We start from the raw sequence: 16141 nt of genomic DNA, 5'->3' as shown, positions 1-16141 counted from the left end.
AAGAAATGCCAAGCCGATGCCGGATTACACCACGGCGCAGATCGTCTTGGTTTCGAGGTAGTTCTCCAGCGCCTCTCGCCCGCTGTCGCGGCCATAGCCGGACTGCTTGACGCCGCCGATCGGGAGGCTGGCATCGTACATGGAGTGGCAGTTGATCCAGACCGTACCTGCCTTGATCCGCGAGGACAGGCGGTGCGCGTGCGACAGCGATTCGGTCCATACGCTGGCTGCAAGGCCGTAGACGCTGTCATTCGCCATGGCGACGACTTCGTCAACGTCATCGAACTTCTGAAGCGCCAGTACCGGGCCAAAGACTTCCTCGCGCACGATCTCCATGGCGGGGGTGACGTTCGCTACCACCGTCGGGCTGATGAACGTGCCCGCCGGCCCTAGCCGCTCACCGCCGGCAACGATCGCTGCGCCTTCTTCGCGCGCGCCGGCGATGAAGCCGCTGACGCGCTCCGCCTGCCGGGCGTTGACCAGCGGGCCCATCTGCGTCGCCGGATCAAGGCCATGCCCCAGCTGTAGCCCGCCCGCATAGGCGGCCAGTCCTTCCACCACGCGGTCGTAGACAGACGCATGGACATAAGCCCGCGATCCCGCAACGCAGACCTGCCCCGCATTGAAGAAGATCGCGTTGGCGGCGCCAGGAATGGCCAGATCGAGGTCGGCATCGCCCATGATCACCACCGGCGACTTGCCGCCCAGTTCAAGGCTGACGCGCTTGAGGTTCCCCTTCGACGCATCGAGAATCGCGCGGCCCGTCGCCGTGCTGCCGGTGAAGGCCACCTTGTCGACGTCAGGATGCGCCGCCAGCGCCGCGCCGGACACGGCGCCGCGTCCGGTGATGACGTTGAATACGCCGTCCGGCAGACCAGCTTCCTGGATCAGTTCACCCAGGCGAATCGCGGAGAGTGAAGTATCCTCGGCAGGCTTGAGCACGACGGCACAGCCGGCGGCGAAGGCTGGTGCGAGCTTCATGGCAGTCAGCACGATGGGCGAATTCCATGGCACGATCGCCGCGACCACGCCTACCGCTTCGCGCACGGTCCAGGCGCGCATTTCCTTACCCTTCGGCTGATAGGTGATCGACGGGGTGATGGTCTGCCCCTCGATCGCCATCGCCTGCCCGGCGAAGAACCGGAACTGGCCGACGGCGCCGGGAATCTCCGCCCAGCGCGCGACGTAAAGCGGCTTGCCCTGATCCAGCGCTTCCAGCTCAGACAGTTCGTCGATGTTGGCTTCGATGAGGTCGGCGATCTTCCACAGGATGCGTGCGCGCTCTGCCGGCGGCGTCGCCGCCCAGCCGGCCTGCGCGGCGCGCGCGGCGGCCACTGCCGCATCGACATCGGCAGCGGATGCATCCGGAATCGTACCGATGATCTTTCCGCTTGCCGGGTCGAGCGTCTCGACGACGGCGCCATCCGCCGAATCCACCCACTGCCCGCCGATCAGCATCCGGGCGGCCTTCGGTGCGTCAAGCAACGCGGAAACGGCGGAACTCTGGGGCTTGGGTGCAAGTAACATCATCATTCCACTTATTGCGGCCGAAAGGCGGCCAAGGTTCCCTGTCGTGCTTTGTGCCACATGCCCCCATCCGAAAGGCGCGATCAAGGCCGAGTGATCGCAGCGCGAACACAGGCGCGATCGCCGGATCGCCCGCCGGGAAACTCGCCTATGCCGAATGCGGACCGCACGCCGTCCGGAGCCGGGTGTTCGCAAGAACCAAGGGGCAGTTTCCGGGTGACGATGCACCGTCCGACACGTCGTTTTTCAGTTCACTGGGGGACGGTCTTCTCGCAGTCGCGCATGCCGCGGCCGCGTCTGGCGACCTCACCTGGCATGTATTTACTCATCGGGGGGATGCCTTGCTGCTTCCACTAGACAATTCACGCTCGCAGGTACTGGTCGCCGGTGGCGGCCCGGTGGGCATGGTGGCCGCTTACGCTCTGGCCCTGCAGGGGATTTCCGTCCGCGTGCTCGAAAGCGCGCCGACATGCCTTGAAGACATGCGCGCCTCCACCTTCCATCCGCCGACGCTGGAGATGATGGAGACGCTGGGCCTTCGCGCCACGCTGGAGGAGCAGGGCCTTCGCGCCCCGTTGTACCAGTACAGCAACCGCAACAGCGGGCGCTCCTATTCGCTGGACATGGGCGAGATCGGCGATGTCACGCCGTACCCTTACCGCCTCCAGTGCGAACAGTGGAAGCTGACCCGGCTGATCGCCGCCAAGCTGGCCGAGATGCCGAACGCCGAAGTGCTGTTCTCCCACCAGGTCGCCAACTGCGTGCAGGGCGCCAACGGGGTTCAGGTGTCGGTGGAGACGCCTTTCGACATCAAGCTGTTCCACGCCGATTATCTGATCGGCGCGGACGGCGGCAACTCAACCGTGCGCAAGTGGATGGGCATCGGCTTCGACGGGTTCACTTACGACGAGACTTTCCTGACGCTGTCGACCGCCTACCCCATCGAAGAGCATCTTCCCTGGGTGAAGGAGGTCAATTACGTCAGCGGCGATCCGTTCTGGTGCGTCCTTCTGAAGGTCCCGGGCCTGTGGCGCGTGCTGGTGCCGCAGAAGTCGGGCGCGACGACAGCCGAGGTCACCAGTGATGCCGCCAAGGATGCTGTCTTCGCCGAACTGCTGGGCGTCAACACGCTCGTTCAGACGGAGCACCGGACCTGCTATCGCGTTCACCAGCGGGTGGCGAACAGCTTCCGGCAGGGACGCATCATGCTGGCAGGCGATTCAGCGCATCTCAACAACCCGCTGGGCGGCTTCGGCATGAATTCGGGCATTCATGACGCGATTAACCTGGTCGAGAAACTGAGCCGCGTCATACTGGACGGCGCGGATGCCGACGCGCAGCTTTCACTTTACGATCGCCAGCGCCGCACGGTCACGCGCGATTTCGTGCAGGCCCAGACCATCGCCAACAAGGCAGCAGTCGAAGACAAGGTGGACGCCCGAGAGGCGCATCTGGCGAAGCTTGAGGCAGACGCCGACCTGCGCCACGAATACATCGTGCAGCAGGCGATGTTCCGCAGTCTGGAGAAGGCGGCAGCGATAGCCTGACCCATCTTCACGCAGCATGAAGCCCCGGCGGATAACTCGTTCGCCAGGGTTTTCTGCGTCCGGATCGCCCACCAGTCGGATAACGGCCGCGATCCGGCGGACTTTGGGCCGGGGGTCGATAAAGTCCATGGAACCCTGATAACGAAGGTGAGGATATGACCCTGCCACGCATTCGCCTGCTCGCCATTCCCGCCGCGATCCTTGCGGCAAGCGTTTCGCCGGTTGCGATGGCCCAGGACGCCGCCCGGAACCCGGCTTCCTCGCAGGCGACCGCGGCCCACCCCTACCTCACGATTGAGGAACTGCGCCGCAAGTATGCCGACGCGCAAAGCCGCTATGCCGAGATCGGCGGGCTGAAGATCCATTACAAGGACGAAGGCCCCCGCAACGCGCCCGTGCTGTTCATGGTCCACGGTTCCGAAAGCAGCCTGCGCACCTGGGACCGCATCGCGCTGGCGCTGAAGAAACGCTATCGCATCGTGCGCTACGACATTCCGGGGTACGGCCTTTCGGACGGGGCGACGGACGCGGCTGTCAAAGCCCTGCAACCCACAGACATTCCCGTCCAGCTGCTGACCCGCCTCGGCGTAAGCAAGGTGACGTTCGTAGGCGTGTCCAGCGGCGGCACCATGGGTATGTACCTGGCCGCGCGGCGGCCCGATCTGGTGGAGCGGCTGATCCTGTCGAACACGCCGTCGGACCCGGTGGACACCAGCCATCTGGTGATGCCCAAATCCTTTACCGACGCGGTTGATCGATCGAAGCAGACCGGCTTTCGCGACCAGGCGTTCTGGAACGAGTTCCTCAGCTACTTCGCAGGCGACGCAACCCGCATATCGCAGCAGACGCGGCGCGAATACTACGATTTCTATCGCCGCGTCCCTGAAAAGAACCTTGTTGCCCTCGTCGCGCGGATCGGTGATGGCAAGCAGGCGTCTGTCGAGATGGCCAAGGTGCGCCAGCCCACGTTCCTGATCTGGGGCGGCGCCGATCACCTGCTGCCCGAGTCCGCTGCCAATGCGATCGCACGCTACCTGAAGAGCACGCAGATCTCACGCGTGATCATGCCCGACGTCGGCCATTATCCGCCGCTTGAAGTGCCCGAACGCTTCGCGCAGTTGCTCGCCGCCTATGTCGAGGCGGGGACACCGAATCTGCCCGCGCAAGCCGATCACTGACAAGTCATCTGCCGGTCCTCGACAGGCTCGTGGACCGGCAGTGGGTGACGTTACGCCTCCAGAACTTCCAGCGCCACGCGCTCTGCCGATTCCAGCGCCCCTTCCAGACCGCGGGCGCCGGTGGCGGTATGCTCTCCGCAGAAGTGCAGGCGACCGGCCGGCTTGGCCATGTCCGGCACGAGCCGGGAAACCTGCCCCGGCCCGAAGTACGCCCAGTCGCCCGCGTTGAAGGTTTCCTGCGACCAGCTGAAATAGCTGCGCGCGGCCAGCTTGCCCTTGGCGGCGGGCCGCATCGCTTCGATCTGCGACACGATCATCGCCAGCGCCCGATCCCGTCCCAGCCGGTCCCAGTAGTTGGCAAGGCTGCCGCGCGCCTGCACCAGCAGGCCGGTCACCTCCTCGGGTGTGGAACCGAAATGCTGCGGAATGACGGTTCCCGCCAGACCATCGGTCCACATTGCAGCGGACAGCTCGTCCTCTTCCCAGAACGGCGCCGTCGCCGTCAGGAACGCGATGGACAGCGGTTGATATGCGATCTGCGACACGGCCTCTGCCTGCACGCCCGCAAGCCCCGGCATGATCTTCACATGCCGCAGCGTGGAGAACGGCAGCGAGCAGATCACCCGTCCTGCGGTGAAGCTGGAACCATCGCGGCAATACACCGTCGCGCCGCTGTCGGTCGTCTCGATCGCGACGATTTCCTTGCCAAAGATGACGTCGCCTTTCAGCAGCTTCGCCATACCCATCGGCAGGTGCAGGTTGCCGCCCTTCACAGCGAACGATTTGGGGCCTGCTTCGATCTGCGCCTTCACGAAGCCATCGTTGAACTCCAGCATGAGCGCAGAGACGTCCCATGAACTCGTGCCGTAATAAGGCGACACATCGTTCGCGAGGCGAATGGCCGGATCGGACAGCCCTTGCGCGCGCAGGAAGTCGTGCAACGGCACATCGAGCGGCGCGCTGGCGGGATCGATCCACGCGTTCCAGTCCTTCAGCGGATTGCGTTCGGCGATCAGCCGGTTGACCAGTTCGCCAGGCAGAACCGATTTCAGCGAATCCGGGAACGGGTTGCCGGGATGGCGCGCCCATTCCTCTCTGGTCAGTGGCTTGCCATCCATCCACAGCAGCGGCGGCTTGCCGGCACGGTAACGGCTGCCCACGTCCTCCAGCGTCAGTCCCGCCCGCTGGGCGGCGTCGATGCCGCGACCATACCCCTCGCCCATCGAATTGAAGCCCATTTCGGGATAGCCCGGTTCGTCAAGCAGGGTCATCACTCGACCGCCGACCCGCTGCCGCCCTTCCAGGACGGCAACCTTCAGACCCTGTTCCTCCAGCATCCACGCCGCCTGAAGGCCGGAAACGCCCGCGCCCAGCACCAGAACATCCAGCGGCTTCGCCTTGCTGGCGGGTGTCGCAGCCAAGGCCTTCAACGGCAGCAGGGACGCGAGACCGGCACCCGCCATGCCAAGAGTGAAGCTGCGCCTGTCGATAGTCATGGCGTGGGGACTCCTCGATTTGCCTGGTCTTGATCAACAATGCCGTCATCGATGCCACGGCGGTGATCTGACGGGCAGCGCAGCGATCAATCTGACCGAACTGCGATCAATCCCGGCCAAAGGACTCGCGTCGCCGGGCGTCGCAATTACCCATGGGCCGATCAACGGGAGGAAGTCTTCCCGTAAAACCCTCAAACATCTTTTGGAGTGGCGTCGATGGTGAACAAGGTCTCGCAACCCGGCATTCGGGAAGCCATGCCTTTGCTGTGCAATAACGAAGGCGTGTGGGAAGGCTGGTATCGCTATTACGATGCGCATACCGGTGAACTGACCGACCAGCACCGCTCTCGCCTGTTCTGCCGCCTGACCGGCGAACCGGGTCACGAGGAATACCACCAGACCAACCACTACTTCTGGGAAGACGGCCGCGTCGATGTGCGTGACTTCCCCGCGTGGTACGAAGACGGTCGCATCCGCTGGGACAACGACCTGATCAAGGGCTGGGCCGCCGCGATGCAGCCGGACGACTTCAACCGCTCCACCTGCCTGAACTGGACTCGTCACGACGAGCCGGGGATCTACCTCTACGAGATGATCCAGGTGAACGAGGATTTCACCAAGCGCGCCCGCACCTGGCAGTGGTTCCGCGATGGCGAATGCTACCAGCGTACACTGATCGACGAAAGACTCGTGACGCGCGACTGGCGCAATTTCGAAGACACCGGCGCGCCGCAGAACTGAGCGCATCGACAGCGGCGGGGTCCCGAACACGGGCCGCGCCGCTGGTGGCATATCGAAAGCTGATGGTGCACATGGACCTGGTCAAACTGCAACGCATGGTGGCGATCTACGAAGCGGGCAGCTTCCGGCAGGCGGCGCGGGATCTGGGCATTTCCCAGCCGGCGCTGACATGGAGCATGCACCAGCTGGAAGAGACGCTGAACGGCCGCCTGTTCGAGCGGGGCCCGCGCGGCATCCGCCCGACGCCGCTGTGCGACCGCCTTGTCCGCCGCGCCCGCCTGATCTTCCGCGAACAGGAGCGCATCCTGGACGAAGTGGCGGACAGCGCGCACAACCAGACGATCAACCTGGGCGTCCATTCGATCCTGCTGACCGATGCCTTCGCCCGTTGCCTGGCCGAGTTTTCCGAACGCTATCCCACCACGACACTGCGCGTCCTGGAAGGATACAGCTCCCAGCTGCTCACTCGCCTGCAGCAAGGCGAAGTCGATTTCGCATGCTGCGCACTTCCCGCCGATGACGATCACGGCGGCACTCTGGTGACAGAGCCGGTCGGCACCCTCAATTACTCGGTGGTCGCTGCAGCAGGGCATCCGGTGTTCGATGCGATCGCAGCGGGCGACCCGATCCCGGCCTATCGCTGGGTGGAGTTCGACACCGCAATCGTCGGCGCCTTTCCCGGCAGCAACGACATCATTTCGATCATGGCATCGGCAGGCCGCGATGTCGCCCGCAAGAGCGTGCGTACCGCGTCGATGGAAGTCATCCGCCTGCTGGTGCTGAGCGGGGACTTCATCGGCCTGATCGCGGACGAGCGTGTCGCCGGTGAACTGGCGGACGGAACCTTGCGCAGGCTGCCGGGCACGGAAGTGACCGCCGCCCCGTTCGGCTTCGTCAGCATGGCGGAGAATTTCGAGACGAGCGCCTGCGCCGCTCTGCGCGCGATCCTTGCCCAATCCGCTTTCGAACCCTTGCGCAATCGCGATGCAACTAGCGCGCCGTGAAGACCAGCATGATCAACAAATGTGATCGCCGATCCGTCATATCTGTCTGGCGATCATTCGTGCCGAACTGATCGACGCGGACCGGCACATCATCCATCCCGATGACCGCACAAGGCCCTTCGGGCGTCTTGCCGAAAACTGGAGTGACCAGCCCATGTCGAATATCAAGCTAACCCGCCGCGAAGGTCTTGGCCTGGCGGCGATCGCCGCAGGCGTGGCGGCGCTTCCCGCAGCCGCCGTTGCCGCATCGAAGCAGAGCGCCGCCTCGCGCCTCGATTTCCGCACCAAAGTGGATTTCAAGGATCCCGTCTGGAACCGCGACACCTACGCCCGGATCGACGGCGACGTCGATCCGACCAGGGAAAAGTGTGGCTGGCTCCGCGGGAAGGCCTTCGGCGTCCGCGACAACGAAAAGATCCGCCCGCTGTTCATCGCCGAAGGGTTCAGCTTCACGCGCCTGAAGCGGCTGGAAGACGGCAGCTGGCGCCGCATGCTGCGCGAAATCGTGTTCTATCGCGACGTCGAAACCGGCAAGCTGCTGGAAACTTGGGACAATCCCTATACCGGCGAGAAGGTCAAGGTCGTGCCGATCGCCAACGACCCGTTCAACTTCACCATCAGCGACCGCGTGCCCGACCTTCCAAGCTACGGCGGCCTGCAGAAAACGACGGCTGCGCCCAAGCCGTTCCTGATGGACTGGATGGAGGGGCCCGAAGGCACCCTGATCGTCAACACCGATATCGACATGATCTACCCGAACGCGCTGCAGCCCGACAAGTGGCCGCGCGAATCTTCGGGCGTGATGAACCGTGTTTCGGAGCACTTCATCTATACCGTGAAGCGCGCCGACGTGGAGAACCCCAACCTGACACACATCCCGCACATCGGCGCATGGACCCGGATGACGCCGTGGCTGCCGTGGATGCTGATGGGCCAGGCACCCGGCCACATCACGTACTTCACCACGTTCCAGACGCTGCCGGGCGGCATTGCCGAACTGCCGCAGGATCTGGTTGCCGCCGCGCGGGCGATGGACGAAAAGTGGCTGCATGCGCCAACCGAGGACTACGGCCCTTCGCTGTCGAGCCTTGAGAACTACGCGCGCGAACAGAAGCCGGCGCCGGTGCCGGCAGGCTGGACCCCGCCGCAGCCGCCCGCGGCGCCGACGAAGCTGGGCTGAAGCAATCGGGGGGAGCGTGACGAACGCTCCCCCTTCTTCCTTGTCACTTCACGGCAGAACAGGCGTACCAGCTGCCGATCATCGAATGGCCTTGCGGGTGGCCTTCGGTGAAGAAGTCCTCCCGGTCCGGCTTCAGGTACGACGTGCCCTTGCGGTAGCCGACCAGCACCTGATCCCCGTCGAATCCGGCATCCACCGCCACCTTGTGCCAATCGATCCGCGCCAGCGACGTCATGAACGGCTCGTTGTTGTAGTGGCTCTCGAAATCGCAGCGCATCTGGTCCCAGAGCGACAGGTGTTCATGGCGCGGCGGCACATCGACGTGACACATCACGCCTCCATCACGCAGCAGGCGGTGGCATTCCCTGAAGATGGCGCGCATCCCCTTGGCCGATGTTTCGTGCATTACCGCCGAGGAGCAGACGAGATCGAAGCTGCCGTCGGCGAAGTCGGTCTCTTCGGCGTTCTGCTGGCTGAAGTGGATCGGCACGCCCATCGCCTCGGCGCGAGCATGGCCGTACCGCAGCATCGGCGCGCCGACATCGAGCGCAAAGACTTCCGCACCCGGGAAAGCCTGCGCGATGGCCACCGTGGAGTGGCCCACCGAACAGCCGAGGTCCAGAATCCGCTTCGGCGCGAAGCCGGGATAGAAATCCTGCACATGGCTGGCCAGACTGTGCCCGCGCCCGTCGTTCTTCCAACCGCCGTTGAGGTTGCGCAAGTAAGTCGATGCGAACCGGTCGTAGAGCGCGCCGGCGCGGAAATCGTCCTGCGCGGTATCGACCACGTAGCTGCCCGGCATCCGGTGATGGTCGAAGGCCGAGATATAGCGCGGAATCACAAGGTCGGGATTCAGGCGCAACGATCCTGCGGGCTGCGCAACCTGCTCCTTCACCCTTGCGGCCAGTTCGTCGTACTGGCGGTCGATCGAACCGTCCAGGGTCTGCCAGATACGATCCTGATAGGTCAGCGACAGCGTCAGCCAGTACTTGTGCAAAGGATGCGCTTCCAGTGCCTGGCGTACCTGCGTGCTGGAAGTGGGCTTCGCGCCGGTCTTCTTCTCGATCGCGGGGACGACCACTTCGTCCAGCAGCCGCCGGTCGAGCGGGTCCATGTTGCGGTTGGTCCAGGCGCGCATGGCAAGGAAGTGATCCTCCATCGCCTGCTCGTCATGCGTGGCCTGCGGCATCACCGCGTGGCCGAAGTGTTCCTGACGGTACTGTTCCATAATATCCTCCTCGCGTTTCAGTCGCGGGTCACGGCGTCGAGCACGCCTTCGTAGTCGTTCTGCTGCGCCAGCGCTTCGGGCATCAGCTTGTCGCGGGCGGAGCCGAGCACGCGGTCGTAGATCGCCTGACGATAGGCGCTGCGTTCCGCCTTGGTCTGTGCGTCGGGTGCGAAGGTGTCTATGTCGGCCGGGCCATGCAAGCCCGCTGCCGCCAGAAGCCGCTCGTTCGCGTCGAGCCGGTCCTTCAGCACCACCACTTCGCCCAGCAGGGCCAGCACCATGCCGGCCAGCGCGTCGATCGTCTCGCTTTCAAAGATGACCGGCTGGCTGCCCTTGGAATGGGCCTTGCGGTCCAGATTGATGCGCTCTGCCATCGTCAGTTCACTCCGGTGTCGAAACGGAAGACGTGGCCGGTGCGGGCCACGATGTCCTTCTTGTCGAGGTCCGGCCCATGGGCCTCCTCGGTCTGCGCGTCCTTGCCCTTGAGGTCGTAGCCGGTCTGGCTGGACAGGATCACCACAAGATCGGTGCCGTCCTCTTCCGCAAAGGGAAATTCGTGCCACGTCCCCAGATGCATCGCAAAGCCGGCGCTGCCATCGAACCGAAAGGCGCGCACTTGCGACAGGTCGGGCAGATCGCCTTCGCCGGGCGGCGCCATGACGGCGATGAAGGGCTTGCCCCCCAGCGGCAGGAATGCCTGCGTGTGCTGGAAATGCCGCTCCATGTAGCGCACTTCGCCGGGGCGGCGATCCATCTGTGCAAGGGTGATCTCCACCGGGTGCTCGCACAGGAAGCGCGCCGGATAGCTCATCTTCACCGCGCCCTTGTAGAAGTCCACCGACACCGGCTGGACCGGCGCCTCTCGCCCGATGATCGCGCCGAACGGCGCAAGCGCCTCAGCGCTCGCCGGTTCGACGTTCAGCCGGATTATCGTCAATTCGCCGGTGTCCCGGCTGTTCTGTGTCATCCCTGTCATTCCCTCTGCCTTGCTGGCCGAGAGGAGCATGATCCAGAATCGCGTTTCTCTTGAGGTGCAACAGGGATTTGATCGCCAGTTGGTCAGCCCGGAGGGTGCCACGAACACCCTCCGGGCCGAAATCAGAAACGGATGATCTGCCGGATGGCCTCGCCGCGATCCATCGCGTCGAGCATCTCGTTCAGGTCGTCCAGCCTGTGAGTGGAGCTGATCAGGCGATCCACCGGCAGGCGCCCCGCCCGCCACATCGCCACATAGCGGGGAATGTCGCGCGCCGGGATGGCGGATCCCATGTAGGAGCCGATCAGCGTCTTGCCCTCGGCCACCAGCGACAGCGCCTGCAGGTCGAGCCGCGCCTCGGGCGCGGGCAGGCCCACGGTGACCACACGGCCGCCACGGCGCGCGGCAGTGTAGGCGCCGGCCAGCACCCTGGCATTCCCTACGGTCTCGATCACGACATCGGCCTTGCCGCCCAGATGCTGCGCCATCACCGCGTCCAGCTGGTCCGGGGTGGTGCCGATGGCGCCAAGTTCACCCGCCAGCGCGACCTTGTTCGGCGCCAGATCCACACCGATCACCGTCGCCGCACCGCTTGCCACCGCGCCCATCAACGCGGCAAGCCCCACGCCGCCGAGACCGAAGACCACCACCGTCTCGCCAGCCCGGATCGCGGCGCTGTTGATCGCGGCGCCAACGCCCGTCAGCACCGCGCAGCCGAACACGGCGGCGACTTCGGCGGGAATGTCACGGTCGACCTTCACGGCCGAACGCTGGTCAACCACCACATGCGTCGCAAAGCACGACACGCCCAGGTGATGGTGCACGTCCGTGCCGCATTCGTGCAGGCGGAAGCCGCCGCCGATCAGCTCGCCACGGCCGTTCGCCGCTGCGCCCGCCTCGCACAGGTATCCCTCGCCCGAGAGGCAGGGGGTGCAGCGCCCGCATGACGGCAGGAACACCAGCACCACGCGGTCGCCCACTTCCAGCCCGGTGACGCCGGGGCCGAGTGCCTCGACGATGCCGGTCCCTTCGTGGCCCAGCGCCATCGGCATCGGGCGCACGCGGTCGCCGTTCACCACCGACAGGTCGGAATGGCACAGCCCTGCCGCGTCGATCGCCACGCGGACTTCGCCCTGCCCCGGTGCGTCGAGGTCAAGCTCGGCAAAGCGCAGCGGGGCGTTGGCGGCGTAGGGTTTCGCATGCCCGCCCGACTGGGCCAGCACGGCGGCGCGGGTCTTTCCGTTCATTACCGCGCCCACTTCTTGTCGAAGGCCCAGACTTCCTCGAAGCCGACGAGCGAGCAGAACTCCCTGAAGTCGAACAGGCCCGGATCGGTCGGCTCACCCACGCCGTTGTCGCGCAGCTGGTTCAGCGCCAGCTCCATCGCCCGCGCCGAAACCAGGCTGGTCAGCGACGGATAGATCGCGAAGGCGAAGCCGAGTTCGGCCAGCACATCCGCGTTATGCGGCGGGGTCACGCCGCCGTTGGCGATGTTGACCAGCACCGGCTTGCCGAACGTCTCGCAGACCTTGCGCATCTCCTCGTCCGAGGTCACCGCTTCGGGGAAGAGGATGTCGGCGCCGGCCTTGTCGTAGGCTTCGAGGCGGCGCAGCGTCTCGTCCAGGCCGAAGCTCTGGTAGGCGTCGGTGCGGGCGATGATCAGCATGTCCTCGCGCGCCTCGACCGCGACCTTGATCTTATCGACCATCTCCTCCGTCGCCACCACGCGCTTGCCGGGGGTATGGCCGCACTTCTTGGGGAACTCCTGGTCCTCAAGCTGGATCGCGGAAATGCCCGCCTGTTCATAGCCCTTGACGGTGTGGTGGACATTCAGCAGCCCGCCGAAACCAGTGTCGGCATCGGCGATCAGCGCCGATCCGATGGTGCGCTTGATCGTCGCCATCCGGTCTAGCATCTGGGTATAGCTGACGATGCCGGTGTCGGGCAGGCCATAGGCCGAGGCGGTCGTCCAGTAGCCGCTGCCGTAGACGACGTCGAAGCCGGCACGCTCGGCCATCAGGGCGGCGATCATGTCGTGCACGCCGGGGACCGTGAAGAACTTGCCCTCGGCCAGCTTGGTCTTCAGAACATTTGCGCTCATGCTTCGTCTTCCTCTGTCCAGAGCCACGGGGCGCTGTCGCGCTGGGCCTTTTCGAATGCATCGATGTCCTGCCCGTGCAGGGCCAGGATACGGGTGGTGGTGTTCCATCCGGCGAGCAGCATCTCGCGGTCGCTGTCGGGAACGGTGAAGGCGAAATCCTGTCCGTCGCACGTCACGCTCTGCGCGGCGAGATCGACGGACAGGGCATGTCCGTCGGCGACCAGACCTTGCAAGGCGGTCAGCGCTTCGGGCGCAATCGCACCGGCGACGATGCCGTTGTTCGCGCAGTTGCCGCGGAAGATCTCGCCGAACGAAGGCGCGAAGATCGCGGTCAGCCCCATGCCGTCCAGCGACCACACGGCGTGTTCGCGGCTGGACCCGCAGCCGAAGTTCGCGCCGGCCAGCAGGATCGGCGGGCTGCCTGCACTGGCATAGGCGTTGAGCAGCGCGGGCCGGTCGTGAAAGGCGAAACGCGCCAGCCCCTTGCGCTCGGTATGAAGCAGGAAGCGGGCGGGGAAGATGATGTCGGTATCAACGTCGTCCTCATCCAGCACGAAGGCGGGTGCTGTGAAAGGCGTGAAGCCGGGCATCAGGCGTACTCCCCCTGCAGATCCTTGCGCACATCGACGATATGCCCGGCAATCGCTGCGGCCGCCACCATCGCCGGGCTGGCGAGGTGCGTGCGGGCTCCGGCGCCCTGACGGCCTTCGAAATTGCGGTTGGAAGTGGAGATGGCGCGCTTGCCCTCGGGTACGAAATCGCCGTTCATCGCCACGCACAGGGAGCACCCTGCATGGTGCCAGGCAAACCCGGCCTGTTCGAACACCCGGTCCAGCCCCTCGGCCTCAGCCTGCCGCTTGGTGGCGGTCGAGCCGGGCACGACCATCGCGGTCACCCCCTGCGCCACATGGCGGCCCCGGATCACCTGCGCGGCGGCGCGCAGGTCTTCTATGCGGCTGTTGGTGCAACTGCCGATGAAGGCATAATCGACGTCTAGCCCGGCGATCGGACGCCCGGCTTCGAGCCCCATGTAATCGAGCGCCCGCGCAGGTGCCTGCGGGACCAGCCCGTCCACCGCCATGACCTGATCCGGCGACGTGCCGAAGGTGACCTGCGGCGCGATGGCGGCGGCGTCGATCTCCACCGTGCGGTCGAACACCGCGTCGTCATCGGAGCGCAGAGTGCGCCAATACGCCACGGCACGGTCCCACATCGCGCCCTGCGGCGCACGGGGGCGACCTTTCAGCCAGGCGAAGGTGGTATCATCAGGGGCGACCAGTGCCACGCGCGATCCGGCCTCTATGCCCATGTTGCACAGCGTCATGCGCGCTTCCATCGATGCGGAGCGCACCGCCTCCCCGGTGAACTCGATCGCGTGGCCGATGCCGCCGCCCGCGCCGATCGTGCCGATCAGGGCCAGGATCATGTCCTTGGTGGTGACATGGGACTGCAACTGCCCGGAATAGTGAACGCGCAGGTTCCGGTTGCGCGCCTGCCACAGCGTCTGCGTGGCCATGACCGTGCCGCACTCGCTGGCCCCGATGCCGAAAGCAAGTGCACCGAATGCACCGTGCGTCGCGGTATGGCTGTCTCCGCATACCAGCGAGATGCCCGGCATCGTGAAGCCCTGCTCGGGCGAGATGACGTGGACGATGCCCTGCCGATCGCCCTCGAGCGCCAGATACTCGATCCCGAAAGCCGCGCAATTGGCTTCCAGCAGCGCCACCTGCCTGCGCGCCAGTTCACCCCGGATCTGCCCGCCGCGTTCCGATGTCGGCACCGCGTGGTCGGGCACGGCAAGCTGGGTGACGGGACGACGCACCTTCAAGCCGTTGTCGCGCAGCAGCTCGAACGACTGGGGCGTGCTCACTTCGTGCAGCAGATGCCGGTCGATGTAGATCAGATCCTTTCCGGTATCCCCACGCACGACGGTGTGCGCGTCCCAGAGGCGATCGTAGAGCGTGCGCGGAGTGGTGTGGCTGTTCATCGCTTCATGCCTTGGAACCCGGATGCGGCAGCGTCGAGCGATCGGCACGGCCTGTCCGTTCTACGGATAATCGGGCTTGGTCGAACCGGCGATTCGCTGCCCCCAACTCGCCCGATGCGGCCTTTTAGCAAACCACCCAGCTTTCATTTGTCCTATTTCAATAACATTTCATCTCAGTCAAATCGCGCCGAAACCGTGCAAGTCTGCCGGTTTTTGACCGGTGTGCGGAAATTGTGCTCACCCTGCGGGGAAAAAAGCATTCGCCAGGTGGTAAGTGAAACCGTAACGATAGCTTCACAAGCACCGGATGAGGGTCCGGTCAAAAACACAAGACTGGGGTTGAAGCTATGGAACGAGGTGTACCGATCCGCGCTGTCTGTCGCGCTATTTCGATACTTCAGGAAATCAATCAGATGGGTTCGCTGTCGATGATGCAGATCTCGAAACGCGGGCGCATCCCTTACCCTACCGCCTGCCGGATCGTGCAGACGCTGATGCATGAAGGGCTCATCGAACAGGAACCGGCACGCAAGTTCTATCGGCCGACGGCACTGGTGCAGTCGCTGTCGCAGGGCTTTCAGGCGGACAGCTTTCTTGTCGAGCACAGCCGCCGCCACATGCGCGCGCTGACGCAGAAGATCGGATGGCCCGTGTCGCTGACGGTGCGTGTCGGCACGCACATGGTCGTGCGCGATTCCACCCATGCCGATACCTCGCTGACGTTCGAGCGGTATTATCCGGGCTTCCGCCTGCCGCTGATGGACTGCGCATCGGGCCGCGTCTGCCTGGCGCACATGACGCCCGAACAGCTTGACCGGATGATGGACTGGGTGTCGCTGGTCGGTTCGCCCGGAGAGCAGGAACAGACCGCCTATGTTTCGGTCAACACGCTCAACAAGATCCGCGACGAAGGCTATGCCGCGATCGGCTGGGGCCAGCATAACCTGACGCCGGGCAAGACATCGTCGGTGGCCGTGCCCATCTTCCGCGACGGGCAGTTCGAAGCGGCGCTGACGATGATCTACTTCGCCGCCGCCATGAAGCAGGGCGAAGCGGTGGAGCGCCATCTGGCCGACCTCAAGGTGACAGCCGCAGCGATCAGCGAGGAAATGAACCGCAGCGACCTCCTCGATCTGGACATGGACATGGACATGGACATGCCCGTTCTCAACTGAG

General features: G+C 64.8%; 15 protein-coding genes. 6 read left to right on the top strand and 9 right to left on the bottom strand.

The window, feature by feature from the left end:
• Positions 1-24: 24 nt before the first annotated feature.
• Positions 25-1458: an aldehyde dehydrogenase family protein gene (locus tag GGR40_RS06200; RefSeq protein WP_429275600.1), complete on the bottom strand. Its 1434-nt coding sequence runs from the start codon at positions 1456-1458 to the stop codon at positions 25-27.
• 410 nt (positions 1459-1868) lie between these two features.
• Between GGR40_RS06200 and GGR40_RS06195 the strand changes: the two genes are divergently transcribed.
• Entirely contained in the window at positions 1869-3074 is a 1206-nt protein-coding gene (locus GGR40_RS06195) for an FAD-dependent oxidoreductase (protein WP_429275340.1), read from the top strand.
• A 155-nt stretch (positions 3075-3229) separates the two neighbouring features.
• A complete protein-coding gene (locus tag GGR40_RS06190; protein ID WP_429275339.1) occupies positions 3230-4252 on the top strand; it encodes an alpha/beta fold hydrolase in 1023 nt (340 codons plus the stop codon).
• Positions 4253-4302: 50 nt separating this feature from the next.
• Here the strand turns inward: GGR40_RS06190 and GGR40_RS06185 are convergent, their stop codons facing one another.
• Positions 4303-5748, bottom strand: coding sequence for a flavin monoamine oxidase family protein (locus GGR40_RS06185; protein WP_429275338.1), 1446 nt, complete (start codon positions 5746-5748; stop codon positions 4303-4305).
• A gap of 216 nt (positions 5749-5964) precedes the next feature.
• Here GGR40_RS06185 and GGR40_RS06180 point away from each other — a divergent pair, with 216 nt between their 5' ends.
• The 3 genes from GGR40_RS06180 (at position 5965) to GGR40_RS06170 (ending at position 8673) form a co-directional block, all read left to right on the top strand.
• A complete protein-coding gene (locus tag GGR40_RS06180) occupies positions 5965-6489 on the top strand; it encodes a DUF3598 domain-containing protein (RefSeq protein ID WP_429275337.1) in 525 nt (174 codons plus the stop codon).
• Between the two features lie 71 nt (positions 6490-6560).
• On the top strand, positions 6561-7493 hold the full coding sequence (locus GGR40_RS06175; protein WP_429275336.1) for a LysR family transcriptional regulator: 933 nt from the start codon (positions 6561-6563) through the stop codon (positions 7491-7493).
• 154 nt (positions 7494-7647) lie between these two features.
• A complete protein-coding gene (locus GGR40_RS06170; RefSeq protein ID WP_429275335.1) occupies positions 7648-8673 on the top strand; it encodes a DUF1838 family protein in 1026 nt (341 codons plus the stop codon).
• Between the two features lie 43 nt (positions 8674-8716).
• On the opposite strand, the gene GGR40_RS06165 is transcribed toward GGR40_RS06170, so the two are convergent.
• The 7 genes from GGR40_RS06165 to leuC all read right to left on the bottom strand — a co-directional run bounded on the left by GGR40_RS06165 (position 8717) and on the right by leuC (position 14965).
• Entirely contained in the window at positions 8717-9901 is a 1185-nt protein-coding gene (locus GGR40_RS06165) for a class I SAM-dependent methyltransferase (protein ID WP_429275334.1), read from the bottom strand.
• A gap of 17 nt (positions 9902-9918) precedes the next feature.
• Positions 9919-10275, bottom strand: coding sequence for a hypothetical protein (locus tag GGR40_RS06160; protein ID WP_429275333.1), 357 nt, complete (start codon positions 10273-10275; stop codon positions 9919-9921).
• Positions 10276-10277: 2 nt separating this feature from the next.
• Positions 10278-10868: an ureidoglycolate lyase gene (locus GGR40_RS06155; protein ID WP_429275332.1), complete on the bottom strand. Its 591-nt coding sequence runs from the start codon at positions 10866-10868 to the stop codon at positions 10278-10280.
• A 131-nt stretch (positions 10869-10999) separates the two neighbouring features.
• A complete protein-coding gene (locus GGR40_RS06150) occupies positions 11000-12124 on the bottom strand; it encodes a zinc-binding dehydrogenase (RefSeq protein WP_429275331.1) in 1125 nt (374 codons plus the stop codon).
• On the bottom strand, positions 12124-12978 hold the full coding sequence (locus tag GGR40_RS06145) for an isocitrate lyase/PEP mutase family protein (protein ID WP_429275330.1): 855 nt from the start codon (positions 12976-12978) through the stop codon (positions 12124-12126). Before GGR40_RS06145 ends, GGR40_RS06150 begins: the two co-directional genes overlap by 1 nt.
• Complete coding sequence (locus tag GGR40_RS06140) at positions 12975-13568, bottom strand: 3-isopropylmalate dehydratase small subunit (protein WP_429275329.1); 594 nt, start codon at positions 13566-13568, stop codon at positions 12975-12977. The genes GGR40_RS06145 and GGR40_RS06140 overlap by 4 nt, the downstream gene beginning before the upstream one ends.
• Positions 13568-14965, bottom strand: coding sequence for a 3-isopropylmalate dehydratase large subunit (leuC, locus tag GGR40_RS06135; RefSeq protein WP_429275328.1), 1398 nt, complete (start codon positions 14963-14965; stop codon positions 13568-13570). The genes GGR40_RS06140 and leuC overlap by 1 nt, the downstream gene beginning before the upstream one ends.
• Before the next feature lie 347 nt (positions 14966-15312).
• Between leuC and GGR40_RS06130 the strand changes: the two genes are divergently transcribed.
• Positions 15313-16140 carry an IclR family transcriptional regulator domain-containing protein gene (locus GGR40_RS06130; RefSeq protein WP_429275327.1) on the top strand — a complete coding sequence of 276 codons (828 nt, stop codon included), beginning with the start codon at positions 15313-15315 and terminating at the stop codon, positions 16138-16140.
• The last annotated feature ends 1 nt before the right edge of the window (position 16141 follow it).

This window comes from Novosphingobium gossypii, assembly GCF_050433305.1.
In the GTDB taxonomy this organism is placed as follows: Bacteria; Pseudomonadota; Alphaproteobacteria; order Sphingomonadales; family Sphingomonadaceae; genus Novosphingobium; species Novosphingobium gossypii.
This window is presented reverse-complemented; position numbering and strand designations above follow the sequence as displayed.

Coding starts and splice junctions, on each gene's coding strand:
- GGR40_RS06165 (WP_429275334.1), bottom strand. CDS start 9,901: ATGGAACAGTACCGTCAGGAACACTTCGGCCACGCGGTGATGCCGCAG.
- GGR40_RS06185 (WP_429275338.1), bottom strand. CDS start 5,748: ATGACTATCGACAGGCGCAGCTTCACTCTTGGCATGGCGGGTGCCGGT.
- GGR40_RS06150 (WP_429275331.1), bottom strand. CDS start 12,124: ATGAACGGAAAGACCCGCGCCGCCGTGCTGGCCCAGTCGGGCGGGCAT.
- GGR40_RS06160 (WP_429275333.1), bottom strand. CDS start 10,275: ATGGCAGAGCGCATCAATCTGGACCGCAAGGCCCATTCCAAGGGCAGC.
- GGR40_RS06140 (WP_429275329.1), bottom strand. CDS start 13,568: ATGCCCGGCTTCACGCCTTTCACAGCACCCGCCTTCGTGCTGGATGAG.
- GGR40_RS06190 (WP_429275339.1), top strand. CDS start 3,230: ATGACCCTGCCACGCATTCGCCTGCTCGCCATTCCCGCCGCGATCCTT.
- GGR40_RS06180 (WP_429275337.1), top strand. CDS start 5,965: ATGGTGAACAAGGTCTCGCAACCCGGCATTCGGGAAGCCATGCCTTTG.
- leuC (WP_429275328.1), bottom strand. CDS start 14,965: ATGAACAGCCACACCACTCCGCGCACGCTCTACGATCGCCTCTGGGAC.
- GGR40_RS06130 (WP_429275327.1), top strand. CDS start 15,313: ATGGAACGAGGTGTACCGATCCGCGCTGTCTGTCGCGCTATTTCGATA.
- GGR40_RS06155 (WP_429275332.1), bottom strand. CDS start 10,868: ATGACACAGAACAGCCGGGACACCGGCGAATTGACGATAATCCGGCTG.
- GGR40_RS06170 (WP_429275335.1), top strand. CDS start 7,648: ATGTCGAATATCAAGCTAACCCGCCGCGAAGGTCTTGGCCTGGCGGCG.
- GGR40_RS06175 (WP_429275336.1), top strand. CDS start 6,561: ATGGACCTGGTCAAACTGCAACGCATGGTGGCGATCTACGAAGCGGGC.
- GGR40_RS06200 (WP_429275600.1), bottom strand. CDS start 1,458: ATGCTGATCGGCGGGCAGTGGGTGGATTCGGCGGATGGCGCCGTCGTC.
- GGR40_RS06145 (WP_429275330.1), bottom strand. CDS start 12,978: ATGAGCGCAAATGTTCTGAAGACCAAGCTGGCCGAGGGCAAGTTCTTC.